This window comes from Candidatus Paracaedibacter symbiosus (genome assembly GCF_000757605.1).
Taxonomy (GTDB): Bacteria; Pseudomonadota; Alphaproteobacteria; order Paracaedibacterales; family Paracaedibacteraceae; genus Paracaedibacter_A; species Paracaedibacter_A symbiosus.
This window is the reverse complement of record NZ_JQAK01000001.1, coordinates 1,659,632-1,679,265: the sequence shown is the minus strand read 5'-3', so window position 1 is coordinate 1,679,265 and position 19,634 is coordinate 1,659,632. Positions and strand designations below refer to the sequence as shown.

Annotated in this window: 13 protein-coding genes; 8 read left to right on the top strand and 5 right to left on the bottom strand. The window is 37.7% G+C overall.

The features are described 5' to 3' along the window. From IG80_RS16215 to IG80_RS0107595, 5 genes are all read left to right on the top strand, one after another. Nucleotides 1-182 (top strand): hypothetical protein (locus IG80_RS16215; RefSeq protein WP_232224351.1); only part of this gene is annotated, 182 nt, incomplete at its 5' end. Nucleotides 183-371: 189 nt separating this feature from the next. Then, nucleotides 372-1,952, top strand: a complete 1,581-nt coding sequence (locus IG80_RS0107610) for a patatin-like phospholipase family protein (protein ID WP_198027271.1) — start codon at nucleotides 372-374, stop codon at nucleotides 1,950-1,952. A 114-nt stretch (nucleotides 1,953-2,066) separates the two neighbouring features. Continuing rightward, nucleotides 2,067-3,497, top strand: coding sequence for a trypsin-like serine peptidase (locus IG80_RS0107605; protein ID WP_032113186.1), 1,431 nt, complete (start codon nucleotides 2,067-2,069; stop codon nucleotides 3,495-3,497). Between the two features lie 62 nt (nucleotides 3,498-3,559). After that, a complete protein-coding gene (locus IG80_RS13305; protein ID WP_052046216.1) occupies nucleotides 3,560-5,518 on the top strand; it encodes a tetratricopeptide repeat protein in 1,959 nt (652 codons plus the stop codon). Between the two features lie 93 nt (nucleotides 5,519-5,611). Continuing rightward, nucleotides 5,612-8,671 carry a trypsin-like serine protease gene (locus IG80_RS0107595; RefSeq protein WP_032113185.1) on the top strand — a complete coding sequence of 1,020 codons (3,060 nt, stop codon included), beginning with the start codon at nucleotides 5,612-5,614 and terminating at the stop codon, nucleotides 8,669-8,671. Nucleotides 8,672-8,828: 157 nt separating this feature from the next. On the opposite strand, the gene IG80_RS0107590 is transcribed toward IG80_RS0107595, so the two are convergent. Then, on the bottom strand, nucleotides 8,829-9,116 hold the full coding sequence (locus IG80_RS0107590) for a hypothetical protein (protein WP_032113184.1): 288 nt from the start codon (nucleotides 9,114-9,116) through the stop codon (nucleotides 8,829-8,831). Nucleotides 9,117-9,494: 378 nt separating this feature from the next. Here IG80_RS0107590 and IG80_RS13300 point away from each other — a divergent pair, with 378 nt between their 5' ends. Further along, nucleotides 9,495-10,991 (top strand): tetratricopeptide repeat protein, encoded by a 1,497-nt coding sequence (locus IG80_RS13300; RefSeq protein ID WP_198027269.1) that lies wholly within the window; start codon nucleotides 9,495-9,497, stop codon nucleotides 10,989-10,991. A 301-nt stretch (nucleotides 10,992-11,292) separates the two neighbouring features. Here IG80_RS13300 and IG80_RS0107580 read toward each other — a convergent pair whose 3' ends face one another. After that, nucleotides 11,293-11,556, bottom strand: coding sequence for a hypothetical protein (locus tag IG80_RS0107580; protein ID WP_032113183.1), 264 nt, complete (start codon nucleotides 11,554-11,556; stop codon nucleotides 11,293-11,295). A gap of 698 nt (nucleotides 11,557-12,254) precedes the next feature. Beyond that, nucleotides 12,255-13,013, bottom strand: a complete 759-nt coding sequence (locus IG80_RS0107575) for a hypothetical protein (RefSeq protein ID WP_032113182.1) — start codon at nucleotides 13,011-13,013, stop codon at nucleotides 12,255-12,257. Between the two features lie 530 nt (nucleotides 13,014-13,543). Here IG80_RS0107575 and IG80_RS0107570 point away from each other — a divergent pair. Then, complete coding sequence (locus IG80_RS0107570) at nucleotides 13,544-14,914, top strand: IS110 family RNA-guided transposase (protein WP_032112572.1); 1,371 nt, start codon at nucleotides 13,544-13,546, stop codon at nucleotides 14,912-14,914. A 509-nt stretch (nucleotides 14,915-15,423) separates the two neighbouring features. Then, the gene (ltrA, locus tag IG80_RS0107560) at nucleotides 15,424-16,974 is read left to right on the top strand and encodes a group II intron reverse transcriptase/maturase (protein ID WP_075553171.1); all 1,551 of its coding nucleotides are present in this window, start codon (nucleotides 15,424-15,426) and stop codon (nucleotides 16,972-16,974) included. A gap of 574 nt (nucleotides 16,975-17,548) precedes the next feature. Here the strand turns inward: ltrA (IG80_RS0107560) and IG80_RS0107555 are convergent. Next, entirely contained in the window at nucleotides 17,549-18,175 is a 627-nt protein-coding gene (locus tag IG80_RS0107555; protein ID WP_052046214.1) for an RNA-dependent RNA polymerase family protein, read from the bottom strand. After that, a complete protein-coding gene (gene ltrA / locus IG80_RS0107550; RefSeq protein WP_156962095.1) occupies nucleotides 18,156-19,361 on the bottom strand; it encodes a group II intron reverse transcriptase/maturase in 1,206 nt (401 codons plus the stop codon). The genes IG80_RS0107555 and ltrA (IG80_RS0107550) overlap by 20 nt, the downstream gene beginning before the upstream one ends. Nucleotides 19,362-19,634: the final 273 nt, after the last annotated feature.

Sequence of the window (19,634 nt, the reverse complement as noted above, 5' to 3'; positions counted from 1 at the left end):
GGTATATGCAGGCTGCGGAAAATGATTGTTGGGCAGCAATAGGTAGGCTAGGAATTGAGAAATACCGCTTAAGTAAAAAAAAGAAGATTTATCGTATAACTTCGTATAATGTATGCTGTACGAAGTTATTACGATGCTGGGAATATGGTCCGTATCTCTATGCTAAAAATTATGCTTGCTAAACTTGTTTAGACTTTTTCCAGACAAGTTCTAAAGACGCAATCTGGTTTTAAAGAAAACCGTAACGGCTCCCAAAAATCGAGCCAGCCTAATAGATAAAAAAGAAGAGAAAAAAACTTAAAATTTAAATTAGAACAATCATAATTAAGATTATAGCTTTTACAAGTTAACTAATAATAATGAGGAAATCTATGGTAATCTTAAAAATGCTGCCTCTATACATGTTGACTTGTACTTTACCTATCTATGCAATGGAACAAGAAGGATCACAACCTCTTTCTACTGCCTCCCATAGCCCTAAAAATAGTACAGTAATCCAAACTATTATTGCTGAACCTAGCGAGATAACACCCAACATAGAAAATTTAAGTATTAATGATAATACAGCTGTTGCAGAACCAATAGAATTACCACTGCCAGAAGCATTGAATACAGAAAAGCTTTTCATATTCCCATCTATAACAGAAAAAAAGAATCTTCCTTCAGCACGTCCTGATGACACAAAAGAAGAATTGAATGGGCCTAAATTAATAAAACAAATTCAGTCTGCAACTGTTCTCTTTACAAGAAAGACGGGCAGAGATTTTTTCGAAATAAATGACGATGTGGAAGACCTTATTTCCCATGTAATGAAAACCAGCGAGGTTCCCGTAATACAATTTAGAACCCTGTCAATTGATGGAGGGGGTATACGCGGCTATATTCCAGCTTTGCATTTAGATTATCTTTATAGGCAAATGAACAAACGTGATCTTCATACAGTTTTTGACTATATTGGAGGCACCTCAATTGGCGGAATATTAGCTTTGGGACTAACAGCACCAGTAATAGAGGAAGGAAGACCTACCCTTGATCCCCTCTTAAGTACTGACGAGTTAGTAAAACTATTTTCTGAACATGGAGAAAAGATTTTTTCACTTACTGGGGACACAAAAAATTATAGTTTTTACAATTACCCTGCTAGGCTGTGGGGTGGAGCATATTGGTTATATAAAAATTACTTAGGGCATCATATTAATGTACCTCAATATTCAGAAAAAAGCTTAACCAGCTTATTAAAGGAAAAATTAGGAGAAAACACCTATCTTGATCAAACCCTAACGAATACTTTAGTTACAGCAGTAGATATTGAAGGAAGCGGAGATCATTCTCCTTCTCGCCCATATATTTTTGATACACTTACTGCTAAAGAGTTGCTAGCTCGCGACAATCTTAGAATCCCTTTGTGGCAAGTGGGACGAAGCACTTCGGCAGCACCAACATATTTTCCTGCTTATCGTGTTGGCCTTCAAGATAGGCAAAAACACACTATTTCTATGCATACCTTCGTGGATGGTGGGTTATTAACCAATAATCCTTCGGCTCTTGTGGTTCGTCATTTGGTCAAATGGGCGCAACAACAAAAAATGATAGCTTGGCAAAAGAATATTATCATGCTTTCTCTAGGCACAGGTTACAAGAAAGGTGGGCTTTATTTTCCCCCAAATACAGGGGACGCCTTTGCTGCTCGCCCTACAATAGATACACTCATGAATGTTAATAGTATGAATGTTGATAATAGTATGCTGGACCTGTTAGGGAAGCAAAGTTACACCCGTATTAATCCTGAGTTCGATGTGGAGATTGAACTTGACAAGGTAGAATACTTACCAGCTCTTGAGGAGGCAGCTAAAACTGGTTACGCAGTAATTGATGAATGGCTAACTGAAGGCGAAGGGCGGGAAATCCTAGAAAGAGAAAAGGAAAGCGAAGAATCAAATATTACTTCTTAAATAAGAAACAATAAAAACCCACTAAGATTAAGTGTCCCTTCGCTTTTAATCTTAGTGGTAATTAAGAAGTTTTTACTTAGTAAATTATCCTAACAATTAATAAGGTAAGTTTTTATGTACCTAATAATATTAATCTGTAGTTTAGCTTTCATATTTCCCTTTGAATCTCAAGGCATGGAAAAGTTACCAGAAACAAAAAAAGAGGGACTTAAAAATGATAATAATCCTTGGATCACTAAGAAATACGATCTAAAAAAGAAGGAAGAGGGTACAATACTTCATGGAGAAAAAGCCCCAAAAGGCAATTACGTTCCCTGTAATTTAAAAGACCTAAATGAAGCAAATTTCCGCATTGTTAATGATGCAGTTGGAAAAAATGGTGTAAGAGAACAAAAAGTCCCTCATAAACTTTCCTCTCAAGCTGACGATGGAGAAGAAATAGCCCCTATTTACCTGAGGGTTAATAACTCCCCTCCCCAAAAAGACGATAATACTGAAAGCCTCTTAAAAAAAAGTGAGGACAGAAGATCAAGAATATATTCTACATACCTTTGCCCTTATAGTTTCTATGGCATTCTTGTAGTTACTTTTGATAATCCAGAAGAACAATACATATCCACAGGGGTTTTAACTGGTCCAAAACATGTTCTTACTGCAGCCCATAGTATTTTTTCTGGGACTAAAGGAGGATGGGCGACAAGTGTAAAGTTTTATCCTGGGAGAAATGATGAGCAGACACTCCATAGGGATGGAGATGAAGATATAGGATATGAAGCTACTGATTTGATATGTTACCAAGGTTGGACAAAAAAATTAGGTTCTAATGACGCAAACAATCAATCCTCTCTTCCTGACAAGCAAATAATAAAAACCTTTGACATAGGTATGGTTATATTAGACCAAGAAATAGGTGAAGATTTTGGTTGGGCTGGCCTTTTTGCAGCGCCTGATAAAATACTTAGTAAAAAGAAAATTCAATTGCCTGGTTATCCTGGGGACAAAGGTGGGGCGCAGTTATGGACAATGCAAAACACTGTTGGTGAACTTTTTCAAGAAAGAATTGCCTATGCTATTGATTCCAGCAAAGGCCAAAGCGGTAGCGGTGTTTGGACATCTTTGCCTGGGAAAGAAGGTTATTACCTTGTTGGTATTCATGCTTATGGGGAGGAAGAAAAAGGAAAAGGCAACATTGCAACCCGTATTTCATCGCAAAAATTTCATAATATACTAGCCTGGATGGGAGATTTTGGCTACCTCCGTGATCCTGCGGTTTTTACTCATCCTCTTCTTTTTGATGATAAAAGAATCAGAAATATTGAAAAAAAAGCTGACAATAAACAAAGCGAAAACCGAAGTCGATATCAATACTATATGGGGGTGTACTATGAACAGTGTATGAGTAACACAACAGAAGAAAGTGAGAGAGCTAACGCTTGGGAAAAAGCAAAGGATTGGTATATGCAGGCTGCGGAAAATGATTGTTGGGCAGCAATAGGTAGGCTAGGAATTGAGAAATACCGCTTAAGTAAAAAAAAGAAGATTTAGATACTGTTGAGAAAGCCCTAGATAAATTAATATGTCGAGAGGATGCTGAGGATCCATGCTTAATGAATGATAAGACAATTAATTATTTTCTTTTCAAGAATGCTATAAAGCTGTTTTTAGAGGACAATGAGAAGATAGAATTACCCCTTACTTTTTTAAAAGCTCACAAATACATACAAGAATGGAAAAGACTAAATTTTGAAGATGAAGATGGAGAGTTTGATAATGCTTTAGGGGTTATTTATCATGAAGGAAGAGGAGGGGAGCAGAATTATCAGAAAGCCCGGCAAACATATGAGATTGCAGAAGCAAAAGGCAACCCAGCAGCAAGCCGTAATTTAGGTCATATGTACTATTATGGTGAGGGAGTAGAACTAAACCATGAAGTAGCTTTTATGTATTTATGCCGCGCTTTTATGCGTGGATATAAAGATAGCTTCGTACTGAACGCCCTCTGGAAAATCTTGGAGATTGAGAATAATGCTTACTTACAATTATCTGGTCCCGAAGCATTGTATCAAAATTTGAAAACAATATTCTTAAAAAAACCTGGTGAATTCTCTGCTGAGGAAAAAGTTTGGCTAAGTCGGAAAGCAAGCCACTATCATAATTCGCAGGCGAGTAACTATGGAAGAAGGAACTCTAACCACAAGGTACATAAAAAAAATGCAAATGAGCATTTTAAGGAGGCAAAAACGCCTATTTACATTCCTTCTTCTAAGAAAAGTTATTCTCAAAGAGGTGGCTTTACAGGAGACTTTATTAAAACTCTTGGTCTTTATTTAGGCTATCGAGATGAGTTCTTAAGCTGCTGGGCAGATAGTAAAGATAAAGGAAAAGAACGAATTTCTAATGTTGAGGAGCAACAAGGTATACAGGAAAACATGATAGAAAAGTTTAAACGATATTTATTTGCCCAGTTTAAATTTAAACAGATTAACGCGGTGAATTTTAAGAATAATTTGTATATGCCATATGCAGATGAGAATGGCTTTATTTGGCTATTTGTTTCTTCTGACCAGGGAAAGAGCTGGCAGAGAAACTTACCTGCAGAGTCCGTAGAAGAGGATGATTGGATTGCAATTAGAGAGGGATTTTATATTCCTATTAATAGTCCAGTTCAGATGATTCCTTTAAATGATGGGAGGCTATGTTGTGTTTTTATAGACTCTGAGAAAAAAGTACGCCTGACTTATTCAATTGATGGAAATACTTGGACTCCATGTAAAGAAAAGGAAATGCTACCAGGAGGAAATCAAAAAACAACACGTAAAATAACTCATTTAAAGATATTAAGCTTTAAAGATAAAACTTATATTTTCTCATTAGATAAAGGAGGGGATTCTACTTCAGTCTTGCGGTACGCATCTCTTGAAGATGAAGTAAGTCCCCTAGATACAGATGAACAGCAGATTTCTTGCCTAGATTTAGTTAACTATATGGATAGGCTCTGTCTTGCTTATGCTACAAAAGAAGGTGCTATTAAAGTATTGTTGCTTGATCAGCAAGATGAAGAGCTTGTACAGGTAAAAAGCTTTGGGCAAGCTGCTAGAGGTGTAAGTCAATTCAATCCTATTACTTCTTTAATGTTTGCTAACTATAATAATACACTATACTTGGGAAGTTTTGATAAATTTGGGACTAATCAACTATTCCAGCTAGACGAGCAAAGTGAGCAAATAATAAATATTAAAGACTGTAATTTACTTTATCAAAGCCTAATGCAGGAAGCATCTTCTTCAGAAAAGGACGAACAAAGTGAACAAACAATAAGTAATGAAGACTGTAATTTACCTCATCAAAGCCTAATGCAGGAAACATCTTCTTCAGAAGAGGACGAACAAAGTGAGCAAACAATAAGTAATGAAGACTGTAATTTACCTCATCAAAGCCTAATGCAGGAAACATCTTCTTCAAAAACGTTAGAATTTTACCATAAATTAGGGGGTAAATATGGCTTAGGTGTTGGTTTTGGTTTTTTGGCGTTAAGTGTCCTAGGTGTGTATTACCAGGTTGGTTAATATAAGTTAAAATAAACAGTAATTTTTTGTTATCCCTATTTATAATTTTGGGTAGAATTAAAATATAATTATTCTTTGGGGAGGAAAGCTATTATGTGGGGTTATTTATTAGCTACTGTAGGACTGTGTTTTTCTGCTAGCTTGGGTGCAGCGATGGATATCCCTGCCCATGACAAACAAAAAAGATATCCACAAGAATGGGCTTCAGTCGTTCATTCTTTAGAAAAGAAACATAAAAGTTCTACTCGCCATACAGTCAACTTTTCAGACATAATAGGAGAGATAAAAGAAGGGGACTACACACCATGTGTAGATTTTTCTAGAAACTTAAAAGATTTTATGCCTGATGAATTAGATAAAAGTATACCAGAAGAAAATATACTCCATAAGAGCTATGATAGAAGAGAAAAAGTAATAAATACATCTCTACCTCCCTATTGTTTTCATGCCGGACTAGAAATCGCATTTCCTAACTCTGACTCATACTTAGGAACTGGCGTTTTAATAGGCCCCAAACACATACTGACAGCTGCACACAGTATTTTTAATGCGCATCGAGGGGGATGGGCAAAAGAAATTATAGTAAAATTAGGTCAAAATGGGGGCAAAATTTTTAATAAAATGAGGGCTTCACAGCTGATCTGCTTTAAAGGATGGACAAGATACCCGGTCCCTGACCCAATTTATAATATAGCAATGATCATTTTAGAAAGAGATATTGAACCAAAAATAGGGTGGTTTGGTTTATTTCCTGCTCCAGATAAATTTCTTAAGAATCACAAAGTCTCTGTAACTGGGTATCCTGTAGATAAAGGGGGAACTCAAATGTGGACTATGAAAGGAAAATTAATTCACTCTCAACCAGAAAGATTATACTACGATATTGATACTACTGAAGGACAGAGCGGTGGAGGTGTGTGGATATCTTTAGTTGACAAGGGCTATTATCTTATTGGTATTCATGCTTATGGTGAAGCGACAGAAAGTCAGGAAGTTGCAGAAGAAGGATATCAGAGAGGTAATATCGCCACGCGATTGTCTGTGACAAAATTTACTCATCTCCTTTCCTGGATGAAAGAGAGCAATTTTAAACCTAAAATTAATAATTATTTCCAACCCTCTTTAATAAGAAAAGCTTCTTACCTAAAAAAGCTTATGAAAAGCGCTCAAGAGAACGATGCAGAATCTCAATATAAGCTTGCCAAGCATTATGAGGCAGAGTGCAACTTAGTTCAATCATTAGAATGGTATCAAAAAGCGGCCACCCAAGGGCATGTTCACGCGAAAGGCAGGCTAGGGGCCGCTTATCTAAGGAATTCAGAAACTAGAAAGGAAGGCAAAACCTTACTTCGAGAAGCAGCTCAAGCAGGCAATATTTATGCCTTACTAAATATTTTAGACTTAGACAATAATCCTTTTACAGAAGACACTTATTTAGATTTTTTCTATAATTGCTTCCAAGCTTCTTCTAACTTATTGGAAATGGGTACTTATGAAAATGAAGCATGGATGAATAATATGATAGGCGTCATCTATCACGAAGGTAGAGGTGGAGAACAAAACTACAAAAAAGCCCGGCAAGCATACGAGATGGCAGAAGCAAAAGGAAATCCAGCAGCAACTCGTAATCTCGGGTATATGTATTACTATGGTGAAGGAGTTAAGCAAAATTATGTTAAAGCCTATAAATACTTGGCTCGTGCTTTTATGGAGGGGTATCAAGAAAGCTTTGTACTAAATGCCTTGTGGGAAATTCGGGATAATTATCCTGCAATAAATGTAGAGGTACCTGGGGTTTTATCTTTGGATCAGTATAAAAACCTACCTACTGAGGAACAACTAAAAACATGTCGATTTTTAAGTCATTACTACCAGGGTAAAAGAAATGACTATTCAAAGAAAAATCCCAAGCACGACGAATATAGCAAGCTAGCTAACGATTATTTTGCAATGGCGGGAAAAAACTTATATGCTTCTCTTCCTAGGAAAGAGTATCTTGAAAGAGGTGGCATAACAACATCTTTTGTTAAAACTCTTCAGCTTTATTTAGCCTATCGAGATGGACTCCTCGACCCCTCATTTCAAGGCCCTCATAGAGTAGAGATAGCATCCAAACTAGGCCCTTTACTTCTTAAAGACAAAAGAAAAGGCACACTGTCCCTGGCTGATATTAAAGAACAGGAAACTACAAAGACAAGTGAAGAACAAGACAAGTTTAAACATTATTTATTTACCCAATTTAAGCTTCAGCAATTAAACCTTTGCTCTTGTCTAAATAAATTATATGCTCCATGCGTAGATGAGAATGGCTTTATTTGGCTATTTGTTTCTTCTGACCAGGGAAAAAGTTGGGAGAAAAATTTACCTGCAGAGTCCGTGGAAGAGGATGATTGGATTGCAGTTACAAATGGGTTTCCATGTCCTATTAATAGTCCAATTCAGATGATTGCTATAAATAAAGGCTTATATTGTGCTTTTGTAACAGCTAATTCAAGCATCAGAATGGCTTATTCAGAGGATGGCCGACAATGGAAGTTACAAAAAAACTTAGAGCTTTTACGTAATGCTGGTTATAATAAAAGTATTACTCACTTTAAATTGATAAATTTTAAAGATGAACTTCATGCATTTTGGATGGAAAAGGCGCACGATATGGCAATTCTGCGCTATGCTTCTTTTGGTGAGGCTGGTTATAGTGATTGGTATCATATAGATCAAGTAAAAAAAGTCGCAAGTATTTTCCCAGAGTGGTTACCAATAGAGCAAATGGAACCCATATGTTGTATGGATGTAATTAACCATAAAGAACAGTTTTATATTGCGTATGTCGAAAAAGAAGATTTAATTAAGATTGGAATACTTAATCAAAAATACAAACAGATCGAATCATTAAAGCGCTTTGAAAGACCTGTCAACGACATAGGTAAACTTAAAACTATAACTTCTATAAAGTTTATTGAATTTTTAAACAATTTATATTTAGTGTATGCAGATAAGGAAGGCCTAATTTACCATGAGGACCTTGAAGATTTAAAAAAAATTTACAAAGGTAATAACACTACAAATGAGGACAATAAAGTTCTCCCACCGACAAATTCACTAGAAGAGATGCATAATCAAGAAGCATACTTTCCCCGGTGTTTGCTTTCATAATTTCAAGGGTCCGTCGCATTTAGAAAAGCAGGCTATAGCTATCGCTTATCTTTGCACCGTCATCAACTTGTCTGTTTAAAATCCTGCAAGATAATACTCATCAAGGGGTGCCGTCAAGTTGTTTAGAGGGAATAAAATAGGGATTCCTTCCCCTCTCTTATTTGGCATAATGGTGGTGTGAAGCCACAATTTCGTTAAAGATAGCTAAAGATTGAATAAATTTTTGTCGATACTCTTTGGCGCTCTGTTTATATCGTCTTACTTTTAAAAGGTTAAGAAAAGCACCCATACTGCTCAAAAACCTTTGGGCATTTGGTACACTTTTAAAACCTCTCATTTGTCTCTCTTTTTCTCGGGTCGGCTGATGATCTAGCCCCAGATTGTAAACTGCCGCGCTATTTTGCACTTTTTCGGCCGAATTAATTTGCCAATTTTTTATAAACAACAAACAAGCTCTAGCATTCACTATCATAATTGGGTATTGAAATTGATGCTTATCGTGTATATGTAATTTTTATGCTTTCTATCTTTTAATTTAATAAGAATATTTAAAATGCGAAATCTAACTATTCTTTATACTAGCCTTAGTGTAGTTGCCTCCTTTGTTTTTTCTTCTGTACAAGCATCAGAAGAACTAAGCAAGGAGCAGAATCCCCAAGCCTTAACGACGCAAGTTATCCAACAATCTGACGAGGAATTATATCAAGAAGCTCTCAATTACCGGAAAGATAATAAATTCAAGATTGATAAGAAAGATCCTGATACATTAAGAAAAGCGGAAATTCTTTTTCTACCTTTAGCAGAGCGAGGTCATTTTAAAGCCATGCATAATGTTGCGACGATCCAGTATGGAATGGGAAATTATCTTTCTGCTTTTAAATGGTTTCGAGAAGCAAGTAAGAGCGGGATAGAAACCTCTTCTGGAAATCTTCAAAAAATGAAAAAACTAATCGAGGAAAATAAGTTAAAGTTTAAATCAATAAAAGAAGAAGAAGAAATAAAGAGTCTTATCCGGAAAATGGCTTTTAAAGAGAGGTGGGGAGATGAGAATCTAACAGTTCTTGATATCCTACCTACCGAAATAATTGATTATATTTTAGGTTTCTTCGCATTAGACAAGGTTCCTCAATTCGAGTCTGTATCAAAGCCACTCCGCGATATAATTGTGATGAAATTCAAGCATATTGGTGAAAAAACAGTCCATCCACATGATATTTTATATTTTAAGTCTCTCTATGGGAACGACACACCAATAAATTGGAAAAGACTAGCGATTTGTCATAATTGGGTGGAAAGGGGTTGTTTCTTGTTAAGTAATATGTACCTGAGCAATAAGAAAATTGGGATTTCTTTACTAATAAGAGCGGCAAATAATGGGTCAATAAGAGCTCATAAAAAGCTGATAAGAAAGATTTTACCAGCAGTCTCAAAAGAAACTACGCAAGTACGACAAGAAGCTAAGGAGTTGTCGTTAAGATATTTATCTCTATTAAGGCCTATCCTTCCTTCTATCGGTTTGTCACCTAGTGAAGAGGAATATTTACAAGCTAAATATTCTATTTTTCTAGGTACCGATGAGCAGGAGTCTATAGAAGCTTTTACCCGATTAGCGGAGAATAGCCATCCTAAAGCTTTATATAAGTTATATCAACTTACAAAAGATCAATTTTATTTGGAGCGTTCCTCAGAGGCTGGATATGCTTCCGCACAGTTTGGTTTAGGAACTATTATGCAATCAAAACGCAGCATTCAGGAAGCTAAAAGACTGTATACCTTAGCTGCTGATCAAGGTTGCACCCCAGCACAATATAATTTAGGTGACTTAATGGAAGATGAGGGAAATAATGAGGAAGCTAAAAGGCTTTACACTTTAGCTGCTGACAAAGGTTATGCTCCAGCTCTATGTAATTTAGGCAATTTAAGGAAGAAAGAGGGAAATAAAGAGGAAGCTAAAAGGCTTTGCACCTTGGCTGCTGACCAAGGTCATCCCCCAGCTCTATGTATTTTAGGCCGTTTAAGGAGGAAAGAGGGAAATATTAAAGAAGCCAAAAGGCTTTACACCTTGGCTGCTGATAAAGGTAGTGTCTCAGCTCTATGTAATTTAAGCGGTATGATGATAGATGAGGGAAATAAAGAGGAAGCCAAAAGGCTTCTCACCTTGGCTGCTGATAAAGGTAATGCTCACGCTCAATACAATTTAGGTGCCTTACTCTACAATGAAGGTGATATTGAAGAGGCTATCAAGCTACTCATTTCATCCGCCAAGCAAGGGAACCCTGATGCTAAGAGAGCTTTAGAACGCTTTAATATAGATTATTGATAAGGGGGACTCCCCTTTTTCTTCCTATAACATATGGTTATGGTTTTCAGCTTTAGTTGGCTCTTTACCGTTTATAGTGAAATTGCAATGAGGGACGGTAATGGTTTAAGGTAGGAGCAAAAAGCAAAAGGTCCCGGAAAAATGACACAAATTGGGGTTGTGCATCGGAATGACGGATATTTGACAAACCCGTCTATAGACTTATTGATTTTAACAACAGTGCCAACCTATTTATCCTCTATATCTTGCAGCTCTTCAAGAATCATGCCCTCTTCTTCCAAAGCCTCTCGTGAAGCTTTTTTTAGATGTTCTCTAAGTAATTCCTCATCGAATTGATTAATATCTTTTTTTGTTGCTCAAGAAACCTGCTTTTTAAAGATGTCTTTTGCTCAACCTGTACCTCTTCCTGATTAGTTTGCATTCTATCTCTGTCCTTATTCCCTATTTCATCTGTAGTATTTATAGGCTTCTCAATAGAGAGTTCCATGGAGTTGACGAGAACAATGGAAGCAGGATAAGCCATTAAAAAAAATACACTTAAAAAAAGGGATTGTTTATTGTTCATGATTTCTCTCCACAATTCTTTAACCACTTTAATTATAAATTACCATTTTTTATCCCCAGTAAGTAGGAGAGCATCCCAAACCCGGGGGTCATTAGGGAAAGCAAGGAAAAATATTTTATAATTGTTAATTTAAAAGTATACAGGCTTATTTTTATGAATTTCTAGGCAAATTGAGGTCATGTGAATTTAACAATAATCTATTTCTTTTTGCCGTCACCCCCAAGTTTGGGATGGTCCCCAAGCTGGTGTTCTTGCAAATGGGGAGCTTTTGTTAAGGACATAGCTCGTTATCCGAACTTTATTTTTTCTTACCTTACTCTATTTTTGCATTCTTGTTAAGTTGACGATGCCCCTGACACAGATAAACTTTTTAAAACGGATCATCGTCACATCATATCTGAATTAATACACTTAATTTAATATTTTTATAGATAATACGAAAACTTGTATTTGCTTGGGTCAAAATTTTGCAATTCTATATTTGTATTAATAGTTAACATAGTATCATCAGAACTAGAAACTTTTTACCTCAAAAGCAACAACTTAACAAACCTCTCTGTTTGTTATACAATTACCTTATACTTTAATCCTACCTACACAAAATTCCTAATGGCCCCCTTTATTTATATAAACAAGGCAAAAAACCCAATTACACTATTTCCCATAGCTATTAATTGGGTTTTTCCAGATTTACTAGCTTAAGACTCTGCTTCTTCGGTTGCTCCTGGCTCAACAGTTGCATCATAGTTTGTCAACAAGGTGCTAGGTGCTACTACTGAGCTTGTAGGCTGTATTATTGATGAAGAAGTTATTATTGAGCTAGTGGTTCCTTCATTTTGCTCATCAAAATTCATTCCTCGTCGGATGGAAGTTCCTTTGGTTTCAAGTCCAGCTCGGCGCCTTATAGCTGTTATTGTTTTATCTGCATTATCTAACTCGTTTGTTGGAGTAATGGGTGAGCCAGTGTTTACATACGTAATGCTAGGGAGATTAGCCTGCTGATTTCCTCTTACACCTCCAAGATTTTCAAAAAGAAATATAAGTTCGTTTACAGATGTTTTAGTGTCTTTTCTAACTGCTTTCTGATGGTATGTGGGTAGATCACTAAGATTTATATTTTGGGAAGCTTTCTGTCTAAGTATGGTTTGATTGTTTGAATTTGTAAAATGACTTCTAACATATGCAAGATAATAAGGACTGCCTTTCATTAATTTGTTTACAAAGAATTCATTGAAGTCATTTAATTCTTTTTCTAAAACAGATTTTTCATCTTCTACCCTTGCTATCTCTTCTGTCAATCCACTAGCTATCTCTTCTAGTTCACTAACTTTATTTTGGTACTGCTCAAACCTTGAAGTAACTTTAGCTAGAATAACGCTATCAGGTTCTTCTTGATGTGAGCTTGCGAAGGCAACAGAAGAAATAAATAAGTTAATTAAACTTAAAGTAAAGTACAAACCTAATTTTTTTTCATTTCTAAATTCCTTTCTTATATAAGAGATTAATTTTTTAGCTTTTTTAAGTTTAAGGACACTTTAAGAATACTGCGGAAATTAACTATATCTATCCGTCAAACATACCTAAGATAAGTACTTAAGTAATATTTTGGGAACCATTCAAAAGTTGGGGCTGCGACACGAGGTCTTTGTTGAGAGCTGTTCTCCCTTGAATAAAGGAGAGGACCACCTGTACCACCAGGTGAACCTAAGGACATGAATAAAGTCGCACACAATCTCCTGGCGGATCTTGTTTTATATGTAAGAAACAGAATCAGCCCTGCTATTGTGTGGATGTCGGAGCTACTTTGAGAGTTATGACCGTCCGCTCAATGGCGTCTTGTACCCGTAATAAAGTCTGGTCTTGGGGCTTGTGGTTTTTATATTGATGGATCGTAAGATACCTCGTTTAGGAGATTATACATTTCAAACCACCCCAACTATAGCAGCTCCGGCAATGGCCTAAGCCCCATATAACCGGAGGTTTTACAATGAGCAAGAAAAAAAGCGCTAGTGCAAAAGGGTTGGAAATGATTAATCTTGATGCGGCAGGTATAGATATTGGCTCAAAAATACATTACGTTTGCGTCCCAGAAGATAGAGATAGTGTACGCATAAGATCATTTGGCAGCTTTACTGAAGACATAAATATGATGGCAACATGGTTAAAGAAATGTGGAATTAAATCTGTAGCTATGGAATCTACAGGTGTTTACTGGATTCCAGTATACCAAATACTTGAACGCGCAGGATTTGAAGTTAATCTTATTAATGCTCAACATGTAAAAGGTGCACCTGGACGCAAAAAAACTGATGTCGAAGATTGTGGTTGGTTGCAAAAATTACATAGTTATGGATTGTTGAGAGCTTCATTTCGGCCTGATGATCAGATTTGTGTTCTTCGTAGCTATATACGTCATCGAGCACGTTTAATTGAAAGCGCGTCAAGCCATGTTTTGCGTATGCAAAAAGCTTTAACGGAGATGAACATACAGCTCCATAACGTAATCAGCAATATTACTGGCGCTACTGGTACAGCTATTATTAATGCGATTCTTACAGGTGAACGTGACCCGATTAAATTAGCCAAATTACGAAATAATGGGATCAAAAGCAGCGAAGACGTTATTGCCAAATCATTGAATGGTGATTATCGGCAAGAGCATCTCTTTGTATTGAAGCAAGAGTTTGAATCATACAATTTTTATCAAAAACAGATAGAAGACCTTGATAAAGTAATTGAGGTTTATTATCAGGAACTTGACAAAAAAGAAAATAAAGAACCATTAAAAAAGAAGAAGCGTAGGTTATCATCTTCAAATATTCCTAAATTTAATCTTAGGGAAAGCTTATATGCGCTTATAGGTGTAGATTTTACGGCTATTCCTGGTCTGAACGAGCTTACAGTGCAAGCTATTACAGCAGAAATTGGCACAAACATGAGCAAATGGCCCACAGAAAAGCATTTCACGTCATGGTTGGGTTTAAGTCCTGCAAATAAAATTAGCGGTGCAAAAATATTGGGGAGTAAAACCAGAAAGGTAAAAAATAGTGCATCTAAGGCATTTAGATTGGCAGCCTGCTCTGCAGGGAAAACTCAAACGGCAATTGGGGCATTCATGAGGCGAGTAAAAAGCAAAGCAGGAGCACCGAAGGCAATTACGGCAACTGCCAGAAAAATAGCATGTTTATTTTATAGATTGCTTAAATACGGCCAAGATTATGTTGAGCAGGGTATAGAATGCTACGAAAAGAAATATAAAGCAAATTTAGTGGGGAAATTGGAAAAACTGGCAAAACACCTCGGATATGATTTGATAGAAAAGATAGAAAAACAAGGATTTAATATAGGTGTTTCTTAGGAGGAGAGCTGTCCTGACAATGTAGCGAAGCATAGTAATGCAGGATAGGAATCGTGAGAGGAATATCCTCCTGAGAGCCGAACTTGGGATAGCGCTAGGTAGCTGGTATGGTGAATGTAATGTGAACTCACGTAAGGATCGTAATTTGGGAACAGGTGCAACGGCTGATACACCTGACCTAAAAAAAAATAGGAAAAGAGATAAGAATGAGAGCTTCCCTAATCTCCATTCGTGGTTAAGACATCTCTCGGTCTACAGTGGGCACCTAACCCAGTATGCTTTTGACAAGGAAACGTGGCAACCTTGTATAGTTCCCAGGTATTCCCTGGGAAAGCGCGTCGTGAGATGAGCTGGTAACTATGCAAGAAAAGGAGATGAGAAAAAGCGAAGGCTACGCTGTAATGGCGCAGATATTGGTTTAAATGTTACCAAGCACGAAAGTGAGCTGACGTCTCATTGGTCTTTAATCGTGAGAGAATTGGCAGAACCGATAGAATGAAGAAAAGCAAATGACAGTAATGGAAGCTCCACAAGCTGGTGCATCTTCAGCATACGATAAAGACTGGGATAGCATTGATTGGCAACCAGTTATCGCTCATGTACATCGGCTGCAAATGCGTATCGCGAAAGCTTATCGGGAAGGGAAGAAAGGCAAAGTAAACTCTTTGCAAAGGCTTCTTACCCATTCGTATTATGCTAAGCTATTAGCTGTAAAACGAATTGTCCAAAATCGAGGTGCAAAAACACCAGGTATTGATGGAACTGTCTGGAGAACATCCAAACAGAAAATACAAGCAGCAAGATCGCTCAAGCGTAGAGGGTACAAAACCCAACCGCTAAGGCGTATCTATATTCCTAAGAAAACAAAAGGCACGTTTCGCCCATTATCAATTCCAACGATGGAATGTCGAGCCCAACAGGCACTTCACCTGCTTTCACTCGAACCCATCGCAGAAATGATAGCAGACAAAAATGCTTACGGTTTCAGACCTCTACGATCAACCGCAGATGCGATTGCCCGGTGTTTTGATGCACTGGCTCGAAAGGATGCTGCTGAGTACATCTTAGAGGGGGACATAAAAAGCTGCTTCGATAGTATATCAGGAACATGGTTACAAGATAATGTACCCATGGATAAACGAATGCTCAAGAAGTGGCTTGCTGCTGGCTACATAGAAAAAGGGCGATTTTACTCTATGGAAAACGGTACGCCTCAGGGTGGGACAATTTCGCCAGCACTTTTAGTCATTGCGTTAAGTGGCCTAGAAACAGTAGTTAAGGCTGTCGCTAGAAGACAAGATAAAGTTAACATATGTATCTACTGTGACGACTTTATCATTACAGGCGCAACAAGGGAAGTGCTAGAAATAAAGGTCAGACCAGCTGTAGAAGCCTTCTTGCAAGAAAGGGGTTTATCTCTTTCACAAGAGAAGACGAAGATCACTCATATCAATGAAGGAATTGATTTTCTAGGAATGAATATACGTAAGTATAAAGGTAAGTGCATCATTAAACCTGCCAAAAGCAATGTTAAACGATTTCTTACTGAAATTCGAGAAATCATAGAGAGCCGCGCAACAGCAAAGACGGAAGAGATTGTCCAACGTCTGAATTCAAAGATTAGAGGCTGGGGAAATTACTATCGTCATGTTTGTTCAAAGCAAACCTTCAGCTATGTAGACGCTCATATCTTCTTCACTCTATGGAGATGGTCCAAAAGACGACATCCGAATAAAGGCAGAAGATGGATTAGAGACAAATATTTTCTACGATACCAACAGAGAAACTGGGTGTTTTCCGTGAAAACTAAAGATAAGAATGGAAATCAAACTTACCTAAGGTTGATGGAAGCAAGCAAGATTCCTATACAGCGGCATATCAAAATAAGAGCTGAAGCCACTCCCTATGATCCAAATTACCAAGAGTATCTTGGCAATCGATTAATAAAGCGTAAAGGTGATCAGCCTAAACGCAGAAGGTTGGGCTTGTTATGGGAAAACTTGTTAAAGGTACAGGACAGAAAAGCTGGATCATCAAGAAATGGTCTTATAAAGGCTTGAGCCTCGTGGACAGAAATGCCCACGAGGGGTTCTTAGGAGAGTTGGGCTCAGCAATGGGCCCTGCTTATCCGGCGTGACGGCAAAAAGAAATATATTATTGTTAAATTCACATGACCTCAATTTGCCTAGAAATTCATAAAAATAAGCCTGTATACTTTTAAATTAACAATTATAAAATATTTTTCCTTGCTTTCCCTAATGACCCCCAGGTTTGGGATGCTCTCCAAAATATCTAAAGCGAATAGAGTTAAAATTCTTCCTATATTCATGAGTTTTTCTAACATTGCAAAGCTTTTCTAAAAGGTTGCTTTGAAACTTATGCTAAAAATAAAAGGTAAATAAACCGCACTAAAAAATTAGTAATTTATCCTTCTATAAAATGGCGTTTTTGAGAAAGGAGATTTTTTATCCTATAGATGCATATGCCAATTAGCTATCAAAAAACTACGCCATTTAATTCTCAAGTTTAATAGAGTAGACCAGTCAGTTTCCTGAGCTGGCCCCTCGTTAGAACCACATCATGCCCTATTAAGGCAATGGGCTCACGATAACTTCATTCACCTGGGTGAGATGCTTAAACCATACAATGTACAATGTGAATTGATGGAAGTGGAAAACGCTTTATAAACAGTCTAAAGTGTTCCCAGTCAAAGGATCGACGTTGGCTCCGTCGATTCAGCCACTTAAACATAATTCTCGTGGCTTTATCGATGAATGTCTGTACGCCCCTAAAGTTGAAGCTCACCCCATAGTATTGAATGTGACCTCGTAGTTTTGTACACAATGCTTGCCAAATTACCTTGAGTGGATATTGATTCCGTATTCTCTTCGCCCATTCGTTAACACGCTTAAGCTTTGCACGTAACCGTTTACCACTCGTCCTTATCTTTGGAACAATCGTGCCACGGCGTGATTTCCCTAAGTAAAAGGTAAATCCAAGAAAGTCAAAGACACCTTGCCTGGTACCTTGCTTGCTCTTGCTCTTTGAGAACGAGACAAGTTTTGTCTTTTCCTCATTAAGCTCAAGCTTGAACTTGGCAAGCCGTTTGATCATGACTTCCCTAATCCGCACTGCATCTTTCTCGTAGCGGCAGCAGATCACCAGGTGAGTCAGCATCGGGAACTTCCCCCAATGCTGCTCGCAGAACGGTGCATGAACCTCTCGACTCACACCGCTCCCATTATCTAACCGGTGATCCAAGACCTAATCTCCAGTGAACAAATAATCCAGACTCGCGTTTTCTTACACGACCCAGCCAATTCCTTGCTCTGTGTCTATGCCTTTGGAATCTTTTGTATTTCCTCATAACCCATCGGATCAGATAACGCTCTATGTTACGCAAAAATGGATACATGGCCGATTTGTAGTATCGTCCATAGTAATTTACCCATCCTTGTACATAGGCATTGAACATCCTTGCTAGGTCATCAATGTTCTTGTCACTTCGCAGATGAATCTTCCAACTTCGGATTTCTTTTCTAATCCGATTTGCAGCTTCTTTGCTAATCGCGGGCGTAAAGTTTACAAAGCCCTTCCCCATCTTGTTCTTTGACAGACGAGGACGAAATGTGTACCCAAGAAAATCAAAACTTTCGTGCTCGTAAGAGCCCTTGCGATCCGAATCCTTACAATACACAATCTTTGTCTTCTCTGGATGTAACTCAAGACCACATTCTTTCAATCTGTTCCTGATTCCCTCCAGCACCTTTTCCGCTTGCTTTAGCGAACTACAGTGCGCCAAAATATCATCTGCAAAACGCTCATACTTTACATTAGGAAAGTATCTCCTCATCCACTCATCAAACGCATGATGCATGAATATATTGGCTAGCAAAGGGCTAGCAACTCCCCCTTGGGGAGTGCCTTTCTCCCTTTTGATCAGTTCTCCATCTTCTGTTTGTAAAGGGGCTTTTAGCCATCTCTCAATGTAAAGATGAATCCACTTCTCCTTTGTATGGAATTTTATTGCTTTCATCATCAATGAATGATCTAAGTTATCAAAGAAGCCTTTGATATCCAGATCAATACACCAATCCTGCCGCCAACAACGCTTCCTGGCTACTCCTACCGCATCCAATGCTGATCTCCCAGGACGATATCCATAAGAATCTTCATGGAACTTCGGTTCGACTATATTTTCCAAGTAGCTCTTAACAACTGCTTGTGCAATTCGATCCGAAACGGTCGGAATTCCTAATAAACGCTTACTGCCGTCAGATTTCGGTATTTCCACTGCCCTCACTGGTGGAGGAAAGTAGGTACCCGATGACATTCGATTCCATAACTTATAAAGGTTATCCTTTAAGTTTAATTCGAAATCTTCAATAGATTCTTCATCAACCCCAAAGGCCCCTTTGTTCGCCTTAACTCTTTCCCAAGCGGCCATTACGCTTTGCTTGGAAATACAAAATGGTTTCGTCTTACTCACTTCGTTCCTTCCATCTTCATGGTTGACTCAATAGTAAAACCAGATAACTCGACCCCTTCGCTCCATTAGCTTTCACTAACTTCCTCACTAATACGAGTCAATCCGCCCCTGTGCTCTGCTTTGGTACTCTAATCCTTGTGGGGCTTCCACTTGGATGTCTCCCTTTGCATCAGAGCACAAGTTCCCACGTTCCATATAAGAGCCTGAGTCAAGTTCATGCCACCTCTATGC